This is a genomic window from Vibrio sp. 14N.309.X.WAT.E.F5 (assembly GCF_030397615.1).
Lineage (GTDB): Bacteria > Pseudomonadota > Gammaproteobacteria > Enterobacterales > Vibrionaceae > Vibrio > Vibrio lentus.
On record NZ_JAPNXR010000001.1, the window covers coordinates 37,869 to 54,394 of the forward strand.

Consider the following 16,526-nt stretch of genomic DNA (forward strand, 5'->3'; position numbering starts at 1 on the left):
ATCATATGCGGCCGGATTCTAATGTAGACAACGATAGTGAATCAACAAAACTACCAAATATGTGATGCTAGCTATGATCCTTTACTTAGGCAGTTTGTGCGTGAGGATGGCCGCGTAGAAACTATCGCGCCGTTAGAAGGGAAGGTTTTCCTGTTCTTGTTAGAAAACGTCGGCGAATGCATTGAACGAGGTCTGATATTCAAGAAGTGTTGGGGGGATGTGATTGTCTCTGAGCAAGCGTTGACCAACGTGATCTCTAAGCTTAGAAAAACACTTAACAGAGTTACCTGCGGTTGTGCGACGATTCGTACCGTCAGTAAAACGGGTTATTCTCTGGAGATCGAAGGATCATTTAAACCTATAATTGCAGAGCCCAAAGCGCTAACCCCAGATGCGGGCTTCTTGCCAGAAACGTCTCCGATAGCATCCTCTCAAGCAGATCTTAAGCCACTGTCAGCGATGACAAATCAAATACAAACATCAAATAAGTCACCGGATAAAAAGCCGTTAGATGAGCAAAACCATGTTATCTCTACACCTGCAATACGAAACGTTGAAGAGGGTAGGGAAACTTCGTTGTCGTCAGATGTTACGAATGGTTCAGCTAAGGCTACTTCGTCGATCTTCAAGCTTTTTGTACATCGCCATTTAGTCAGTGCAGGCTACTTTTTAGCCTTTGTCTGTGTGTTAGTTAGTTTATTTAATGTTCTCCAGACTTATTATCAACCAGTGCCATACTTTGTTGATAAAAGTGATTATCGCGACAGCTTTGTACACAAAACCAATCATTACTTTTTCCACATTGTGCGCAATGAAGCCTACTCGTTGCCCGCCATCACTGAGAAGCTGATACAAGTGATTCCTAGTCATTGTAATGTCGATGTCTTTGTCCGTATCTATCCGTCGGTTAACCAACCAGAAAATGATGCTATGTATATGTTAGTTCAGAGGGAAAATGGTGAAGCTTTTAACTATATTTCATCAATTTTCGAAGTTGAGTCAGCTTTTGATTCGCTTGTAACCTACATGGCTCAAAGGAGTTACTTTTGCGAATAATTGGTTTACTGGTGGTGTTAGTACTGACAGCGGCAAGTTTCATGATTGATAGGAACGAATTAGCGGGCACTCGTTGGCATTGTAAAACCATTAAAACAGGATTCATGACGCAAGCATTTCAACCTTATCAATCCTTGTATGAACGTATGACTTTTACTTTCCAATCCGATGATACGTTTATGATTACCGAGTCGGTGAAGATCGAAGGAAAGGATGGTCAAGTGAGTAAATTGGAGCACCATTCTTCTGGTCGTTATTCGTTAAAAGATGGAGAGTTGTCTATCTCTATTGTTGATTATTCGCCAACAACTGAAACTAGTGATCCTGTTATTAATCAAGAGTATAGTTCGTATGAGGGTTTGAATGTTGACTACTCTGCTATTGTTACCGAGGACTCACTTTATCTATTTAATAAAAACCGCTTCGAAATTTTTAATTGGGTATGTTTCAAGGTCCAGAAGTAGTTATATAACGTTTACGCTAAGAATTTACTGAAATAAAAAAGGCAGGATGAATCCTGCCTTTTTTGTAGAAGCTTGTTTATTATTTAACTTAAACCAAAGCGTTGTAACGCTCTAAGCCAGCCTCGAGATCTGCAATCAAATCATCGACATCCTCTAATCCGATATGTACACGGATTAGTGTTCCTTCGAAATTAGGATTGGCGACGGTTCTTAGGCTATTAAAGCTGCTTGGTTCATTAGCAAGAATCAAACTCTCAAATCCACCCCATGAGTAACCCATGCTGAAGTGTGTCATACCATCAAGTAGAGCTGTCGTCGCTTGTGGGTTTGAATTTTTCAGAACGAATGAAAACAGGCCATTACCGCCAGTGAAATCTCGTTTGAAGAATTCATGACCGGGGCAAGACTCAAGGGCAGGGTGACGAACATGGTCAACCTCAGGGCGTGTTTCTAACCATTTCGCGACTTTCAAGCTGCTTTCAGCGTGTTGGCGAAGTCGAACGTCAAGAGTTCGAATACCACGAAGACCAAGATAAGCGTCATCTGGAGATACGCACTGTCCCATCAAGTAGCTTTGCTCTCGCAGCTGATCCCAGCACTTCTCATTGGCAACCGCGGTACCTAGCATTACATCAGAGTGACCCACGATGTATTTAGTCGCGGCTTGAATCGAGATATCAACGCCGAAATCAAACGGTGAGAAGTTCACACCAGCCGCCCAAGTATTATCAAGCATAACGATGATGTCATGTTCGTGAGCAATACGAGCTAGAGTTGGAACATCTTGAACTTCCATGGTCACTGAACCTGGAGACTCGGTAAACAGTACCTTGGTATTTGGCTTGATAAGGTCTTGGATGCCTTCGCCAATCGTTGGCTCGTAGTAAGTCGTTTCTACGCCCATCTTTTTCATGATGGTGTCACAGAAATCACGGGTCGGCTCGTAACAGGTATCGACCATTAAGATGTGATCACCTGTTTCAACAAACGATAAGATTGCGTTTGAGATGGCTGCAGTACCACAAGGGTAAAGAGCACAGCCTGCACCGCCTTCAACTTCAACCATTGCATCTTGAAATGCGAAATGAGTCGTGGTGCCACGGCGTCCGTAGAAAAGTGTCTTGTTAGCGCGATTAACGGTCGCTTTGCGTTTCTCTTCTACTGTGTTGAAAACAACAGTTGAAGCGCGTTGCACGGGTGGGTTTACGACGCCATTGGTCCACTTCTTATCACGGCCTGCAGTGATGAGTTTGGTGGTTTTGCTTTCGGACATGCTGTGAATTCCTTATCGAACGGTTATGTTCTATTTAAAACACGCGAAGACGCATCAAAGCAAGAGGAGAGGCGGAGTTTTTACGGTTTTCTTTCGCTTTTTAACTTTTCAGTTGGTTTTTCTATGAAAGGCTAAAAAGCGATGGATATAAAAGTCGTGATAGATCTTGATGTTTCGATGTATTCACGACTTTGTTTACATTAGAGGAGCGGATTAAATAAGTAGAAAAGCCTTTCAAAGAAACGGTTTCTCAGATTCCTTTTTTCCCATTCTTCCAATTCGACGGGATGAGAAGAATCAATATAGGATTGCTGTAATTCAGATAGTTGCTGAGTGAAGTGCACATCATCAACGGCAAGCGTCACTTCAAAGTTCAGCCACAAGCTGCGCATGTCGATATTGACCGTTCCGATCAAGCAGAACTCTTCATCGATGACTACTGACTTGGTATGAAGAAGGCCACCGTAAAACTCATAGATCTTGACGCCAGCTTCAAGCAGTTCGGTATAAAACGCGCGAGAAGCCCATTTGACCATCAAAGAGTCATTGTTGTGTGGAATGATCAGTTCAACGTTCACACCACGCTGCGCTGTCATTTTTAGTGTCTCTAATAAGTCGGCACTGGGTACGAAGTAGGGCGTAGTGATACGAACTGAGTGATTCGCCTGATTAATCGCAATGGTTAAAACTTGGAGGATCAAATATTCCGGCATACCTGGACCAGACGGAACCACTTGTACTGGGTGATGAGTCTTTATTTCTTCGACAGCACACTCCGGTAGATCTGGAAGAATGCGTACGCCCGTTTCAACTTCCCAATCCCAACCATGAATCGCAGATAAAACATTAACTGTTGGCCCAGTCACGCGCACCATGACGTCGATCCATTGACCAACACCTGAGCTCTGTTTGAAATGAGCAGGGTCAACCATATTCATTGAGCCTGTGTAGGCAATGGTTTCATCGATGACAATGATTTTACGATGTTGCCTCAAATCGAGACGTCGTAAAAAAATACGCCAAGGGCTAACTTCTAATGCTTGCACAACGTGAACGCCAGCGTCTTTCATCATTGAATGCCAATGGCTTTTGAAGAAGCGAGGGCTACCTGCAGAATCGAGCAAAACTTTAACATCAACGCCGCGTTTCGCTGCTCGAATGAGTGCTGAAGCGACGGAGTCGGTTAGGCCGCCGGGGTGCCAAATATAGAAAACCATTTTGATGCTGGTCTGGGCGTTTTCTATATCTTCGATAATTGCGTGTAGGATCTCATTGGGTGAAGATTGCAGAGAAAGTGTGTTTCCACTGAGCGCAGGAATGCCCATTCGGTTGTTACAAAGCTCATCGATCTTGTGGATAGGGGAGCCAACTTTACCTGGAAGGTGGAGCTGACAATCATTTAGTTGTCGGAACCAATCACCGAAGGGAGTAAACATGCGGTGCGCGCGCTCAGCCCGCTTCTTACCTAGGTTTAGCTCACCGAAAAGGAAGTAACAAGCCACGCCGACAATCGGGATAATGTAGATAACCATCAGCCACGCGAGAGAAACACTCACAGAGCGTCGTTTTAGTACGACACGGAAAGTCACACCGGCTACGAGGATCCAGTACAAAGCAACAGAAGCCAAAGTTAAAAAATGGTAGAGCTTTTCCACATTGATTACTCGAAAAAAGAGACACTTAGATAGTAATGCTATTTTGCCAATATGGGAATTTGCGGAATCAACTATTTACAAAATAGAGTAAAAACGGTAAATAGGTGAAAGTTGTTAAGTTTTAGTTAACTTAAGAAGAAAACGATTGTTTTGTACGAAAAGTCGGCATTTAACCATAAAAATTTACATTGGTAACGAAATATGTACGGTTCGGACTTCCAATTTTATTCTTAAACTGGTTTACTTGCTATATAACGAGCGTCAATCAAATCTTTTAGATGTGTAAAAATATTTGTACATCTTATCTTTTAAAGACGCCACCCAAAGCAAAACACAACATCACATAACACAAAAGTTTGGAGTACACGTGGCTACTAGTAATGCAACCACAACACCCCGCGATACCTGGGGTTCGAAATTAGGATTCGTAATGGCTGCAGCAGGTTCTGCTGTTGGCTTAGGTAACATCTGGAAATTCCCATACACAGCAGGCGAGAGTGGCGGCGGTGCATTCGTTGCAATTTACCTGTTTTTTGTAATCTTCATTGGTTTCAGTGTCATGCTGACTGAATTTGCGATTGGCCGTCATACGCAAAAATCAGCAGTAGGTGCATTTAAATCGACTGACCGTCGTTGGACGTTCGCTGGTGTTATCGGCGTAGTGAGTGGTCTACTCATCATGGGTTTCTACCCTGTAGTAGGTGGCTGGTCAATCGCATACATCGGTAAGATTGCTGGTGGTCTACTAGACGCACCTGAAGCAATCGGCGACAGCTTCGGTGGCTTTATCTCGAACCCAGTTCAACCACTTATGTGGATGGGCCTATACCTACTACTTAACGTTGTCATCGTTATGAAGGGTATTTCTGGTGGTATTGAGAAAGCGGGTAAGATTCTGATGCCACTTCTTTTCATCATCCTTATCGTGGTATCAATCAAAGGCATCATGCTTCCGGGCGCGATGGCTGGTCTTGAATTCTTATTCAGCCCTGACTTCTCTAAAGTAGACAGCGGTGTAATCCTAGCTGCACTAGGTCAAGCATTCTTCTCACTAAGTCTTGGTATGGGTTGTATGCTGACATACGGTTCTTACCTTAAGAAGAAAGAGAACCTAGTTCAAACTACAGCAATGGTTACTGCGATGGATACAGGCGTAGCTATCCTAGCTGGTGTTGCAATGTTCCCTGCAATGTTCGCATTCGGTATGGAACCAGCAGCTGGTCCTGGTCTAGTATTCGTTGTTGTTCCTCAGCTATTCGCTGAAATGGGCGGCGTAGTTGGTCTTCTATTTGCTCTTATGTTCTTCGTTGGTCTAAGTGTTGCGGCACTGACTTCTTCAGTATCTCTACTTGAAGTTGTGGTTTCTTACCTAATCGATGAGAAAGGCATGAAGCGTGTGACTGCAGTATTGTCTGCAAGTGTAGTAATGGCGATTCTATGTATCTTCGCTTCTCTATCACTTGGTGGATTCGGTCCAACATTGTTCGGTACTGGTGCGTTCGATATCTTCGACTTACTAACTGATAAGATCTTCCTAGCAGTTGGCGGTATGTTGGTATGTATCTTCGCTGGTTGGAGACTAAACCGTGCTGACCTAGAGAAAGAAATCACTAACGACGGTGAAGTATCTTTCCCACTATTCGGTCTATGGTACACACTAGTTAAGTACATCATCCCAGTAGCTATCGCTATCGTAGCGTTCATGGGTATCTCTTCTGGCTTCGACAGCGGTAAAGGTGCAATCATGCTACTAGGTATTGGTATCATTGCTGGCTCTGCGATCATCTCTAAGAAGCTATAGTTCTAAGAAACCATAATTCTAAGAAGCTACAATCGCGAGTTAAAGTAAGTTAAGAAACGGGAGCCATTGGCTCCCGTTTTTTTATGTTATTAACTTAATTATCATCGAAAAATAAAAGGCTTACATTCACTAAAGTTATCCGTGTGATAGCCGATATACTTATCGGTTAGGCCAATTGAGCCTGTATTTTTTAGGTAGGTGTTGTGTGAAATTGTCAGTGAGAAAGAAACTGTATGCCGGTTTTGGCTCTATATTGGCGGTGCTTGTCACGTTAGTCGGTATTGTGTGGATAGAAGTGATTGGGGCTCACAAGAGCGCTGATGAAATTAGAATGGACGATGTGCCGGGTACGGTTACTTACCTTGTTCTGATAGATGAAGCAGGAGACGTCTACCGAGATGCATTAGGTGCGATTATTCAGGTCGACAATGCACTCAATGATTACCGCTCGAATAAGAACGAGTTTGCTCAAGCCATCGCAGAAGCAAAACGATTAGAGAGTCGAGGCTCAGAAGACCATCGTCGTATTCAGCGAATCGAAGAGCTAATGGGACGCTTCACTCAAGAGTTTGAATCGAAGCTTGTACCTAAGATCAACGATGAATCTGCGCTGTTATCGAATATCCAGCAGCTTCGTTCTTTATATGAGAGCAACCTAATCCCAGTTGAAAACTTACTGGATCAAGCATCAGCAAGTGAGCGTGCTGATACAGAGCAATCACTGCTTGTATTAACTGAGTCGTTTACCACGATTGAACGTACCATTATGGTGTTGGCTGGCATTGCGATTGTATTTGGTAGTGTGATTGCGTATGTATTGTCTAGCTCTATCACCAACCGTTTAACTCGCGTTGAACAAGTAGCGCGACGTGTGGCAAATGGTGACCTAACGGCTGGAGATATCGTGGATGATTCTGGCGATGAACTGGCTGATTTAGCTCAGTCGATCAACCAGATGCAGAAATCATTGGTAGATCTACTGGGTTCGATCTCTTCTGTGACCAACCAAGTTCAATCGGTTACCGGAGAACTGTCGTCGATTAGTCATGACATCGTTTCTGGTGCGTCGGCACAAGCGGATAAAGCGAATCTGATTGCAACAGCAGCGGAAGAGTTAAGCTTAACCATCTCTGAAGTGGCACAGCAGGGCACCTCTACTTATGAAGAAGCTCGACGTTCTGAGTCTTCAGCAGAAGATGGCCGTAATGTGATTGTAGAGATGGTAGCAAGCATTCAACAAGTTTCTGCTCAAATGAGTGACATGTCGGTACAGATGAACACGCTAGGTTCACATGGTGAACAAATTGGTAGCGTGATTAAAGTGATTGAAGACATTGCTGAGCAAACCAACCTGTTGGCTTTGAATGCGGCGATTGAAGCGGCACGTGCTGGTGAGTTTGGCCGAGGTTTTGCCGTGGTAGCTGACGAAGTAAGAGCGTTGGCGGAAAGAACCACCAAAGCAACGCAAGAAGTGTCTGGCATCATCCAATCGATTCAGTCTGGTACTCAAGAAGCAGTGACTTACACTCAAGACAACTGTCGTTTAGTTGAAATTGGTGTAGAGCAAAGTACAGGGGCAGTATCGGCTCTAGAAGCAATTGTTAGCGGTGCTGGCAATGTACAAAGCATGGTCAACTCTATCGCTACTGCGGCAGAAGAACAGACGGCTGTGACCAAAGAAATTGCTGCGGATATTACCGCGATCAGTGATATCTCAGAGCAATCCTTGCAACTGGCGACTCGCAGTTCTGAAAACACTTCAGGTTTGAATGCTAAGGTTGCTGAGCTAGAAGCATTAGTCGGTAAGTTCAAGCTTGCTTAGTGCTTAGTGCTTAGTGCTTAGTTCGTGTTCGATAGGGACTAAAAATCGATTACCGAAAGCGGACAATTAAAAAGAAGCCCAATGATTCAATGTTTATTGAGTTCGTTGGGCTTTTTCGTAGCTGGAATCTGGGTTCAGACACGGTATACTCCACGCTCTACAATGGAGCTAGCCTTTACATGTTCGATATTCTTCTGAACCATTCAGATTTTTTACTCATTAATAAGCACCCTGGAGTCAGCGTCCACAAAGACGATGGTGACACCATGCTGCTGCAAGAAGTCGCTAATGCGCTTAATGAGCCGAAGTTATATCTCGTTCACCGCCTCGATAAAATGACCTCAGGTATTCTGCTGTTAGCAAAGAGTGCCTCGGCAGCGAGTGAGCTTTCACAGCTGTTCGCAAAGCGTGAAGTCGAGAAATACTACCTTGCGATTGGTTCGAAGAAGCCAAAGAAAAAGCAGGGGTTAATTTCTGGTGATATGGAGCGTTCACGACGCTCAAGTTGGAAGCTTCTGACAAGTAAAGAAAATCCAGCGATTACCCAGTTTTTATCTGCAACCGCTGAACCCGGCGAGCGTCTACTTTTATGTAAACCCTATACGGGGCGCACACACCAGATCCGTGTTGCGATGAAGTCGATCGGCTCGGCCATTGTTGGTGACCCTATTTACAATCCATCGAGTGAGGCTGACAGAGGATATCTGCATGCCTTCGCGATTCGATTTACCTATCAATCACAAGCCTACGAATATGTCTGCGACCCAAGGAGCCTAGTCTCCTTAGGTGAGAAGTGGCATCAAGAGACCGTGTCTTCTGGTTTAGACAGTTGGCTTGAACCTTGGTCATTAATTTGGCCAAAGCTAAACACTAAGTGAGTGAAATAATGGAAGCATCAGCTTTACCTCTGTTTTTTAGTCATATTGAACAGCAACTTAATGAAGTGCCGAATGAACTACGCCGTATTTTTCACGGTCGTGGTAAGTTTTGGCCGGGCCTAGATCAACTGACATGTGATTGGGTTGATGGGCAGTTATTGGTTAACGTATTCAAAGAGGTGGATGACGAATTATTATCATCGCTTAAAGCTGGATTGGTTGATCTGACTAATAAAGACATCTGGCAAGCAAAACAGGGCACTAGTATTGTTCTGCAACACCGTTATGCCGATGGCGCGCCTTCAGAGGTTTTATGGGGCGAACTCAATGACTCACCCGTTGTGGTTGAGCACGGTCTTAAATATCAACTCGACATTGGCCGTAATCAGAACTTTGGTTTGTTCCTAGACATGCGCAATGGTCGTCAGTGGGTACAAGATAATGCCAAGGATAAGAATGTTCTTAACCTGTTCGCATACACTTGTGGTTTCTCCGTCGCGGCTATCGCTGGTGGGGCTCGCCAATGCATGAACGTGGACATGTCTCGCGGCTCGCTAAACAAAGGTCGTGATAACCACCGTCTGAATGAGCACGACATGCGATCGGTTAACTTCCTTGGCTACGATATCTTTAAGTCGTGGGGAAAAATCAAGAAAGGCGGCCCATACGAGTTGGTTATCATCGATCCGCCGTCATTCCAAAAAGGCAGCTTCGCACTCACTAAAGATTACAAAAAGATCTTACGTCGTTTGCCTGAGCTTCTAACAGAAGGTGGTGAAGTGATTGCGTGTGTAAACTCACCAGCGGTATCACCAAACTTCCTGATTGAGACGATGGCAGAAGAAGCGCCTAGCGTTGAGTTCATTGAGCGTCTGGAAAACCCACCTGAGTTTGTCGATGTCGATCTTGATTCAAGCCTAAAAGTGCTGAGGTTTAAGATTAGCGCTTCTGCTGATGCTTAATTGATCCTATACATCAGTTAGAAAAAACGCCGCTCATCATTGAGCGGCGTTTTTGTTTATGCGGAATACAGAAACTTTGACTAGCTGGTTTGATTCTTGAGTGTCTGGAACCCAAAATAAATACGCATAAACGTAGTCAGCCAACATGCAGCGCCAAAGGTATAAGCGATAACGGCAAAGTGTTGAGGCCAAATACAGAAAGCAATGAAACAAGCGATAGTTTCTGTACCTTCGGTTAACCCAGACATGTAGTACAGAGACTTATGTTTATAGACTGGGTTTTCGATGCCTCGTTTGCCTGCCATCACGGCAAACGCCAAAAAGCTGCTGCCCGTGCCGATAAAAGAGAAGATCAAAAACGCACCGGCAATGGCGTTGTGTTCTGGGTTGGCAATCACAAATCCAAAAGGGATCAGCGAGTAGAATAGGAAATCTAGGCTGATGTCTAGGAAACCACCCGCATCACTAATGCCTTGGATTCGAGCCAAGGCTCCATCAAGCCCATCACATACTCGGTTGAATACAATGAAGCCTAGCGCCCATTCATATTGTTGAAATGCCAACGCTGGAAATGCTAAACACCCGACCAGAAAGCCAAACAAGGTGGTTTGATTAGCGGTGATACCGAATTGACTCAGTAACTTAGCTGATTGGTTTAATGGCCACTTAATGACCTTGATTGAGTACTTATCCAGCATGATGACTTCTCCATGGCCAAGACAGCACTTGCGCCCCTTGAGACACATCAGCTTCGTCGTGCGTGACCATTAACGTAGGGATATTCGCTTTCGTCAATTGTTCAAACACCCAATCGCGAAATTGGGCTCTGAGCTCTTGGTCTAACTTACTGAAAGGCTCGTCAAGTAAAGCCAGTTTAGGCTTCGCTAACAGCATACGAGTTAAGCTTATTCTTGCTCGTTGGCCACCGGATATCTGATCAGGGAAAGACTCTGCCAAGTGGGTCAGTTCAATGTCTTTTAATGCGGCCATCGCTTGCTGTTGGCGAGCAGAACCCTTAACTGAATTAGGCAGAGAGAACGCCAAGTTCTCCCATACCTTGAGGTGAGGGAACAGTAAGTCATCTTGAAAAAGAATACCGACTTCACGCTGATGTGAAGGTAGGTGATCCAGCTGAATGTCGTTCAAAATAACGGTGCCAGAATACGAAAACTCTTCACTTAAGTGACCAGCAATCGCATCCAGTAAGGTCGACTTTCCGCAGCCACTCGGCCCCATCAAAGCCAGTATTTGGCCAGATTCTAATGTTACGTTTAGCGCTGAGAACAGCGAATCTCCATCGGTTTTACGGATGGCGAGGTCGTTGAGATGCAGACTCATTCGTTAGAGAACCTTTAAAAGTAAGACGGCGATATCTGAGTTGAAGTCGGCTGACTAATATCGCTAAAGAGAAAAAGAACAGAGGCAATAGGGCCTGCCAGATAGCATAAATTGCGGTTACCCTGCGGTCGAAACCACTGGTTAGGGCAACGGCTTCTGTGGTGATCGTGCTAATGCGACCTGCACCGAGCATCAATGTCGGCAGGTACTGAGCCAAACTCACACTGATCCCGACCGCCCAAGCGAAGACGATAGCAGGCAGCAATATTGGCAGCTTAATGGAGTACCAACTTTGAAATGGCGACTTTCCTAAGCTGAGTGAAGCTTTTATTAGGCCATCATTGAAGCTTTTCCAAGGGCCGTCTAGAGATAGATAGACAAACGGAAATGCGAAGAACACATGTGCCCAAATTACCCAGAACTCATAGGCGCTGCTGCCGATATAAAGCGTGGTCACTTGCATGCCGAACAACACCGAGAGTTGAGGTATCAACATTGGGATAGCGATAATGAAGCCCGGAACTTGCCACTTGTATTTGATTCGGTATTCGTGAGCAACCAGCGCAAGCAACAAAGCGACTGAAGCCGCAATCAGACCAATCCATAAGCTTTGCCCGACGGTGCTCATGATGCCATCCCACTCAAATTCCCAAAAACGCATGCTGTAGCGACTTGGAAGTAAATCAGGGAAACGCCAACGTTGGGCGACGCTCCAAGTCCCCATTAGTGGAATGATCAGCAGTGACAATGCAGCAAGCACTGCGAAGATCGTTTTTCCTGGAAGGTTAGTACCTGTTCTGCCTGAGTACTGCCAAGTTCTAAAGTACTTCAGAATTGCCCATTCGATTAAACGCGCTAAGGCGATGATCAACGAAGCCAAACCAAATAAAACGATGGCGCCAGCGGCTGCTCGTGGCAATAAGTTAAGGTCTGGGTCGTTAAACCATTGCCATACCAAAACGGCAAAGGTCGGCGGGTTAGTTGGGCCAATGATCAAAGCAATATCGACAACCGACACGCTGTAAGCAAGCACGGCCAACATAGGGAAGCGAAGCTTGGTAAACCATTGTGGGAAAATACACTTCCACCAGATCTGAGCACGGCTATAACCCAGAGAGGCACTGACCTTAGTGATGCGTTCGACATCGATTTGTTGAAGTATCGATATGCTCATCAGCAACAAGAACGGGACTTCTTTGAGCGCCAACATGATGATGAGACCGAACGCGTAAGGGTCTTTGACCAACAAAGCTAATTCAGAACTGGTAGCCGATTCGCCGAGTATGTGGTGCACGGCCCTTGCGCCAAGCCCCGTTGGGCTAAATAGAAAAGCAAAGCCAATGGCGAAAGCAACATGCGGAATAGCAAGCATTGGCGATAGCGTTAACTCAATCTTTCTCCAAAACTTGTTTCCCCAAGATGCTTGAAGAATACAAAAAGTCAGGAAGCAGGCAATGTAGCTGCTGGCGATCGCTGAACCTAGGCTTAAGCCAATCGAGTGCCAAGCCCCTACCCATTGGAAGACTTGGTTAAAACCGTTGAGTGAGGGCTCCTCTAAACCTAGGGGCGGGATGAAACTCAGTGACGAGGCCACTACTCCCGCTACCCCAGGAATCGTAGGGATAATGCACACAGCTATAACAACCAAATATAGAGCGCGTAGCATGAAGTTTAGTTACCGTATCGCTTAAGCCACTCTTTCTCGAGCGCGTTTTGCCAGCTAGGGTGCGGTTCATCAATTGATTTAAATTGTTGGGTGTTTTTAGCGCTACCGGTTAAGTACTTGCTGCTCAACACTGAAGGATCGCCCCAAACATTAAGGTCGCCTTTGCGTGATTGTGCTTCCGGGCTCAACAAGAAGTTGATGGTGACTTGAGCGCCAGCACTTGCATTAGCATTCCAAGGAATCGCAAGGAAGTGGATGTTAGACAGAGCTCCGCTTTCTAATGCATAAGCTTTGGTGGTTTCCGCTAAACGGCCACTCGCTTGTGCTGAATACACAGAGTTTGGATTAAAGGTAATGGCTAAATCGAGCTGACCATCATCCAGAAGTTGGATACTTTCAGATGTGCCTGCTGGGAATTGTTTGCCACCACGCCATGCCACTTTATGAAATTTATCTAAGTAAGCCCACAGTGGTGCTGTAACTTCTTGGAAGTTGTCTTCAGACACAGGCTTAGCAAGTGCAGGGTTGTTGTCTGTTAGCTCAATCAGTAGAGACTTGATGAAGCTGGTGCCGTGAAATTCAGGTGGGCGAGGGTAGCTTAAGCGGTTAGGGAAAGCTTGAGCGTAGCTCAACATCTCTGAGAACGATTGTGGCGGATTGTGCAGCGTTTCTTGGTCATGGATGAACACAAGTTGTCCAACGCCCCATGGTGCTTCTAGGCCTTCTGTCGGTTCAGAGAAGTCGACATCAATCGGTAAAGATTTATCAACGTACTGCCAGTTTGGAAGTGATTCTGTGAATGGTCCAAACAACAGCGCGTTGTCTTTCATCGAACGGAAGTTTTCACCATTGATCCAAACGATATCGACACTGCCTTCACTGTTCTTGCCTGCCGCTTTTTCTGCAAGTAAGCGAGTGGTGGTTTCTGCAATATCGGTTACTTTGACATGCTTTAAGGTAACACCGTAGTCACTCTGTAACTTCTTGCCTGCCCATTGTAGGTAACGATTGATCTCTTGGCTTCCGCCCCAAGCGTGAAAGTAGACAGTTTCTCCCTCTGCCTGCTGTTCTATTTGGTTCCAACTGTCGGTGGATGTTGCTTCATCAGCATAAATGGTTGCGCTGTATGCAACGGTTGCCATGATTCCTAACGTACTTACTATCTTGTTCATAAACTTTTCCATTTGGTAGTGAACGGGCAAGAGCATTGTATTGTCGAACTCCCTTGGCCGTGTTGACCTTTCGTGGCTAACGAAAGATCAACACGGCATAATAGTTATTCTATCTGTTTCTGAAATAATTTCTAATTCAATAGTAAATTCAATCAATTACTAGGAGCCTCTGCCATCCTAGCAACAGACCGTTAAAGTGGTGAATTAATTGCACCTAAATGAGGTTTTTTTGATATTTATTGGAGGTTGGTACGAAAAGCGGGCGATAAGTGGTGTTTTGAATGCATTGGGCTGTCGAGCAAGCAATAAAAAAGGAGCCATTAAGGCTCCTTCAATCAATATCTTTTTCGATGACGGATTAGTTTACCCAGTCACGAATTGTGTACGTTAGTGTGTGTACATCGTTTTTCAGTACTAGCGTATCGTTTGTTAGGGTTACGTCGCTCCACTCGCTTAGAGTAGCTGAAACCGATTGTTCGATTTCCATTGCTGAACCGTGACACATTTTCATTGTCATGCCCATTTGCTTGATACGGAATTGACCGTCTTTCAGCTCGCCTTGACCGAAGAAGTTGTTACAACCAGCCATGCCGTTTGCAGTCATCTTTTCGCCGATCTCTAGACGAGGAGCTGCTTGGTCTTCGCTTTTCACAATGTCCTTGCCATCAATTTGCGCAAGTTCCCAATTATGGTGCTGTAGATCGGTTGGTGTTACTTGCATCGCGTTGTCACCTGTTGTTGTGCATGCTGCTAGCATCATAGGTAAAGCGGCTACTGCTAGTAATTTTTTTGAACTAAACTTCATATTATAAGGCTCCAAAGGAAAGAACGAAGTTACTGAATATGTGTAACTTGATGGGTTCAAAGTATAGTTTACAAAACACTATATGTGTCAGTATAAGGTCATAGTTTAGTATGGATTTAATCGGTCTGGCGACAAATTAATCGCTTATTTTTGAATTAGTAAGCTTAATTTCGATGTGTAAGGAGACAGGGTGGAGCAGTTAGAGTTTTTCCAAGTTCCAAGCCCTTGTGTTGGGGTTTGCTCAAGCGATGAAAAAGGCTATTGCCATGGCTGTATGCGCAAAAGAGAAGAGCGCTTTAATTGGATGTCGATGACATCTGCGGAGCAGTTGCATGTCATAAAATTATGCCGTCAGCGCTATAGAAGAAAAATAATGAAGCAAAACAACTTGGTTGGTAAGCCTGAAGAGGAAGAGGGAAACACAAGTCCCCAAAGAGATCTTTTCGGCTAAACAATAACTATTGAGTTTTTATTTAACTCCGAAGTAACTATTACTTTACATAATGGTTGGGGTGTAATATTAAGGTAGGTACCTTTGTACCAGAAGGAGTGGTGTCGGTATGAATAAAAAGGACGTGAAAATCAAAAAAAAACCAGTCAAAGCACTGGATAAAAAACCTATCGGGGCGAAATATGACCCTGAAGAGAGCCCGCGTGATTGGCACTCGATGTCAGAAGAAGAGCGAATGGAAATCCTTTCTCACCTTTCGGACATGCCTTTTCAATAACATCACTGGTTCATCAGAGTCTTTCTCAATAGTCACATTTTCGTAAGCCAACAAGTTCTTAAATGAACGTCTTCTTAAACAAACATGTGATTCGCTTTCGTTACACCACGATGGTATGTGCAAAATGTATCATCGGCCTCGGTGGTCTTACTATGAATCTTAATGTTGGTGATGACTTCGACAGCCCCTGCATCGTAACAAGCTTGCTCAGCCTTTTTAACGATTTCGAGTAATTGGTTAAGCTCACCTTTCATTGTGGTTTCCATCGCACCAATTTGAAAAGGAACATCGGCTGCTTTCACTACTTCAATCGCTTTATCAACCACTTCGAAATTGTTGCCTTCTTTAACGCGAGGGATCACTTGGAAGGCAACCATCACTTCTTTTTCTCTTTTTAACTCAGACACTTTCTGCTTACTCAATGAAGGGAAATTGTTGCAGATAATAGGTTAATGCGGAGATAAATTCTACAGCGGTTATGCTGGCTTATTCGCTTATTCGCTTATGAGCTTATAGCCTACTTACTACCCCAGTGGTCGCTAACCCAACCGCCTATGTGCTCATCGAAATGACTGCCACTGAATCTGTGGTTGCGTTCAACAGAACAGTCACTCTCGTCTTTGTTATCTATTAGGTTTTGTATGTAGTTTGCCATCGGGTCATTGGAACACTGACGATCTCGGCGAGTTGCCACTTCCTTAATCAGTTGCAATCGATATGTAGAGCTAGCACGTTTCATTTCAATGACCTCCTGTTTTAGACACTAATAGAAAAATCTAGTTGCCAGATATAAGGGCGTCAACGTGATCAGAAAGTATTTTTTTTGAGCAACCAAGAATCAATACGTTGGCATCATAATTCATAAAAGTGTCATTTAACTTGGTGTGATTAAGCGGTCTTTTTCAG

Annotated in this window: 17 protein-coding genes; 8 read left to right on the forward strand and 9 right to left on the reverse strand. The window is 44.5% G+C overall.

Features of this window, described 5'->3' with window-relative positions; all coding sequences use genetic code 11:
- Positions 1 to 36: 36 nt before the first annotated feature.
- Both OW495_RS00190 and OW495_RS00195 read left to right on the forward strand, forming a co-directional pair.
- Positions 37 to 1,056: a winged helix-turn-helix domain-containing protein gene (locus OW495_RS00190; RefSeq protein WP_102514213.1), complete on the forward strand. Its 1,020-nt coding sequence runs from the start codon at positions 37 to 39 to the stop codon at positions 1,054 to 1,056.
- Positions 1,047 to 1,520, forward strand: a complete 474-nt coding sequence (locus OW495_RS00195; RefSeq protein WP_102266617.1) for a hypothetical protein — start codon at positions 1,047 to 1,049, stop codon at positions 1,518 to 1,520. Before OW495_RS00190 ends, OW495_RS00195 begins: the two co-directional genes overlap by 10 nt.
- Positions 1,521 to 1,608: 88 nt before the next feature.
- Here OW495_RS00195 and OW495_RS00200 read toward each other — a convergent pair whose 3' ends face one another.
- Positions 1,609 to 2,793, reverse strand: coding sequence for a cystathionine beta-lyase (locus tag OW495_RS00200; protein ID WP_076671408.1), 1,185 nt, complete (start codon positions 2,791 to 2,793; stop codon positions 1,609 to 1,611).
- Positions 2,794 to 2,993: 200 nt separating this feature from the next.
- Positions 2,994 to 4,448, reverse strand: a complete 1,455-nt coding sequence (gene cls / locus OW495_RS00205) for a cardiolipin synthase (RefSeq protein WP_076671410.1) — start codon at positions 4,446 to 4,448, stop codon at positions 2,994 to 2,996.
- A 367-nt stretch (positions 4,449 to 4,815) separates the two neighbouring features.
- Between cls and OW495_RS00210 the strand changes: the two genes are divergently transcribed.
- The 4 genes from OW495_RS00210 to OW495_RS00225 all read left to right on the forward strand — a co-directional run bounded on the left by OW495_RS00210 (position 4,816) and on the right by OW495_RS00225 (position 9,911).
- Positions 4,816 to 6,249, forward strand: a complete 1,434-nt coding sequence (locus OW495_RS00210; protein ID WP_076671411.1) for a sodium-dependent transporter — start codon at positions 4,816 to 4,818, stop codon at positions 6,247 to 6,249.
- A gap of 205 nt (positions 6,250 to 6,454) precedes the next feature.
- Positions 6,455 to 8,071: a methyl-accepting chemotaxis protein gene (locus OW495_RS00215; protein ID WP_102514214.1), complete on the forward strand. Its 1,617-nt coding sequence runs from the start codon at positions 6,455 to 6,457 to the stop codon at positions 8,069 to 8,071.
- A 179-nt stretch (positions 8,072 to 8,250) separates the two neighbouring features.
- Complete coding sequence (locus OW495_RS00220; RefSeq protein ID WP_102514247.1) at positions 8,251 to 8,949, forward strand: TIGR01621 family pseudouridine synthase; 699 nt, start codon at positions 8,251 to 8,253, stop codon at positions 8,947 to 8,949.
- An 8-nt stretch (positions 8,950 to 8,957) separates the two neighbouring features.
- Positions 8,958 to 9,911, forward strand: a complete 954-nt coding sequence (locus tag OW495_RS00225; protein WP_102514215.1) for a class I SAM-dependent methyltransferase — start codon at positions 8,958 to 8,960, stop codon at positions 9,909 to 9,911.
- Positions 9,912 to 9,991: 80 nt separating this feature from the next.
- Here the strand turns inward: OW495_RS00225 and OW495_RS00230 are convergent, their stop codons facing one another.
- The 5 genes from OW495_RS00230 to OW495_RS00250 form a co-directional block, all read right to left on the reverse strand.
- Positions 9,992 to 10,609, reverse strand: a complete 618-nt coding sequence (locus OW495_RS00230) for a CDP-alcohol phosphatidyltransferase family protein (protein WP_289884361.1) — start codon at positions 10,607 to 10,609, stop codon at positions 9,992 to 9,994.
- Complete coding sequence (locus tag OW495_RS00235; protein WP_289884362.1) at positions 10,599 to 11,249, reverse strand: ATP-binding cassette domain-containing protein; 651 nt, start codon at positions 11,247 to 11,249, stop codon at positions 10,599 to 10,601. Before OW495_RS00235 ends, OW495_RS00230 begins: the two co-directional genes overlap by 11 nt.
- Positions 11,215 to 12,915: a thiamine ABC transporter permease gene (locus OW495_RS00240; protein WP_289884363.1), complete on the reverse strand. Its 1,701-nt coding sequence runs from the start codon at positions 12,913 to 12,915 to the stop codon at positions 11,215 to 11,217. Before OW495_RS00240 ends, OW495_RS00235 begins: the two co-directional genes overlap by 35 nt.
- A 5-nt stretch (positions 12,916 to 12,920) precedes the next feature.
- Positions 12,921 to 14,087 carry an ABC transporter substrate-binding protein gene (locus tag OW495_RS00245; protein WP_102485150.1) on the reverse strand — a complete coding sequence of 389 codons (1,167 nt, stop codon included), beginning with the start codon at positions 14,085 to 14,087 and terminating at the stop codon, positions 12,921 to 12,923.
- Between the two features lie 358 nt (positions 14,088 to 14,445).
- Positions 14,446 to 14,892, reverse strand: a complete 447-nt coding sequence (locus tag OW495_RS00250) for an META domain-containing protein (protein ID WP_004734625.1) — start codon at positions 14,890 to 14,892, stop codon at positions 14,446 to 14,448.
- 190 nt (positions 14,893 to 15,082) lie between these two features.
- Between OW495_RS00250 and OW495_RS00255 the strand changes: the two genes are divergently transcribed.
- A complete protein-coding gene (locus tag OW495_RS00255) occupies positions 15,083 to 15,343 on the forward strand; it encodes a DUF1289 domain-containing protein (RefSeq protein ID WP_017109882.1) in 261 nt (86 codons plus the stop codon).
- A 109-nt stretch (positions 15,344 to 15,452) separates the two neighbouring features.
- Positions 15,453 to 15,620 (forward strand): hypothetical protein, encoded by a 168-nt coding sequence (locus OW495_RS00260; RefSeq protein ID WP_229633946.1) that lies wholly within the window; start codon positions 15,453 to 15,455, stop codon positions 15,618 to 15,620.
- Between the two features lie 74 nt (positions 15,621 to 15,694).
- Here OW495_RS00260 and OW495_RS00265 read toward each other — a convergent pair whose 3' ends face one another.
- Positions 15,695 to 15,997: a thiamine-binding protein gene (locus OW495_RS00265; RefSeq protein ID WP_032501079.1), complete on the reverse strand. Its 303-nt coding sequence runs from the start codon at positions 15,995 to 15,997 to the stop codon at positions 15,695 to 15,697.
- A gap of 140 nt (positions 15,998 to 16,137) precedes the next feature.
- Positions 16,138 to 16,359, reverse strand: coding sequence for a hypothetical protein (locus tag OW495_RS00270; RefSeq protein ID WP_065103807.1), 222 nt, complete (start codon positions 16,357 to 16,359; stop codon positions 16,138 to 16,140).
- Positions 16,360 to 16,526: the final 167 nt, after the last annotated feature.

Excerpts from the sequence above, each read along its gene's own strand:
- OW495_RS00230 (WP_289884361.1), bottom strand. The coding sequence starts at position 10,609 with ATGCTGGATAAGTACTCAATCAAGGTCATTAAGTGGCCATTAAACCAA.
- OW495_RS00240 (WP_289884363.1), bottom strand. The coding sequence starts at position 12,915 with ATGCTACGCGCTCTATATTTGGTTGTTATAGCTGTGTGCATTATCCCT.
- OW495_RS00265 (WP_032501079.1), bottom strand. The coding sequence starts at position 15,997 with ATGGTTGCCTTCCAAGTGATCCCTCGCGTTAAAGAAGGCAACAATTTC.
- OW495_RS00270 (WP_065103807.1), bottom strand. The coding sequence starts at position 16,359 with ATGAAACGTGCTAGCTCTACATATCGATTGCAACTGATTAAGGAAGTG.
- OW495_RS00235 (WP_289884362.1), bottom strand. The coding sequence starts at position 11,249 with ATGAGTCTGCATCTCAACGACCTCGCCATCCGTAAAACCGATGGAGAT.
- OW495_RS00260 (WP_229633946.1), top strand. The coding sequence starts at position 15,453 with ATGAATAAAAAGGACGTGAAAATCAAAAAAAAACCAGTCAAAGCACTG.
- OW495_RS00225 (WP_102514215.1), top strand. The coding sequence starts at position 8,958 with ATGGAAGCATCAGCTTTACCTCTGTTTTTTAGTCATATTGAACAGCAA.
- OW495_RS00245 (WP_102485150.1), bottom strand. The coding sequence starts at position 14,087 with ATGAACAAGATAGTAAGTACGTTAGGAATCATGGCAACCGTTGCATAC.
- OW495_RS00200 (WP_076671408.1), bottom strand. The coding sequence starts at position 2,793 with ATGTCCGAAAGCAAAACCACCAAACTCATCACTGCAGGCCGTGATAAG.
- OW495_RS00220 (WP_102514247.1), top strand. The coding sequence starts at position 8,251 with ATGTTCGATATTCTTCTGAACCATTCAGATTTTTTACTCATTAATAAG.
- OW495_RS00250 (WP_004734625.1), bottom strand. The coding sequence starts at position 14,892 with ATGAAGTTTAGTTCAAAAAAATTACTAGCAGTAGCCGCTTTACCTATG.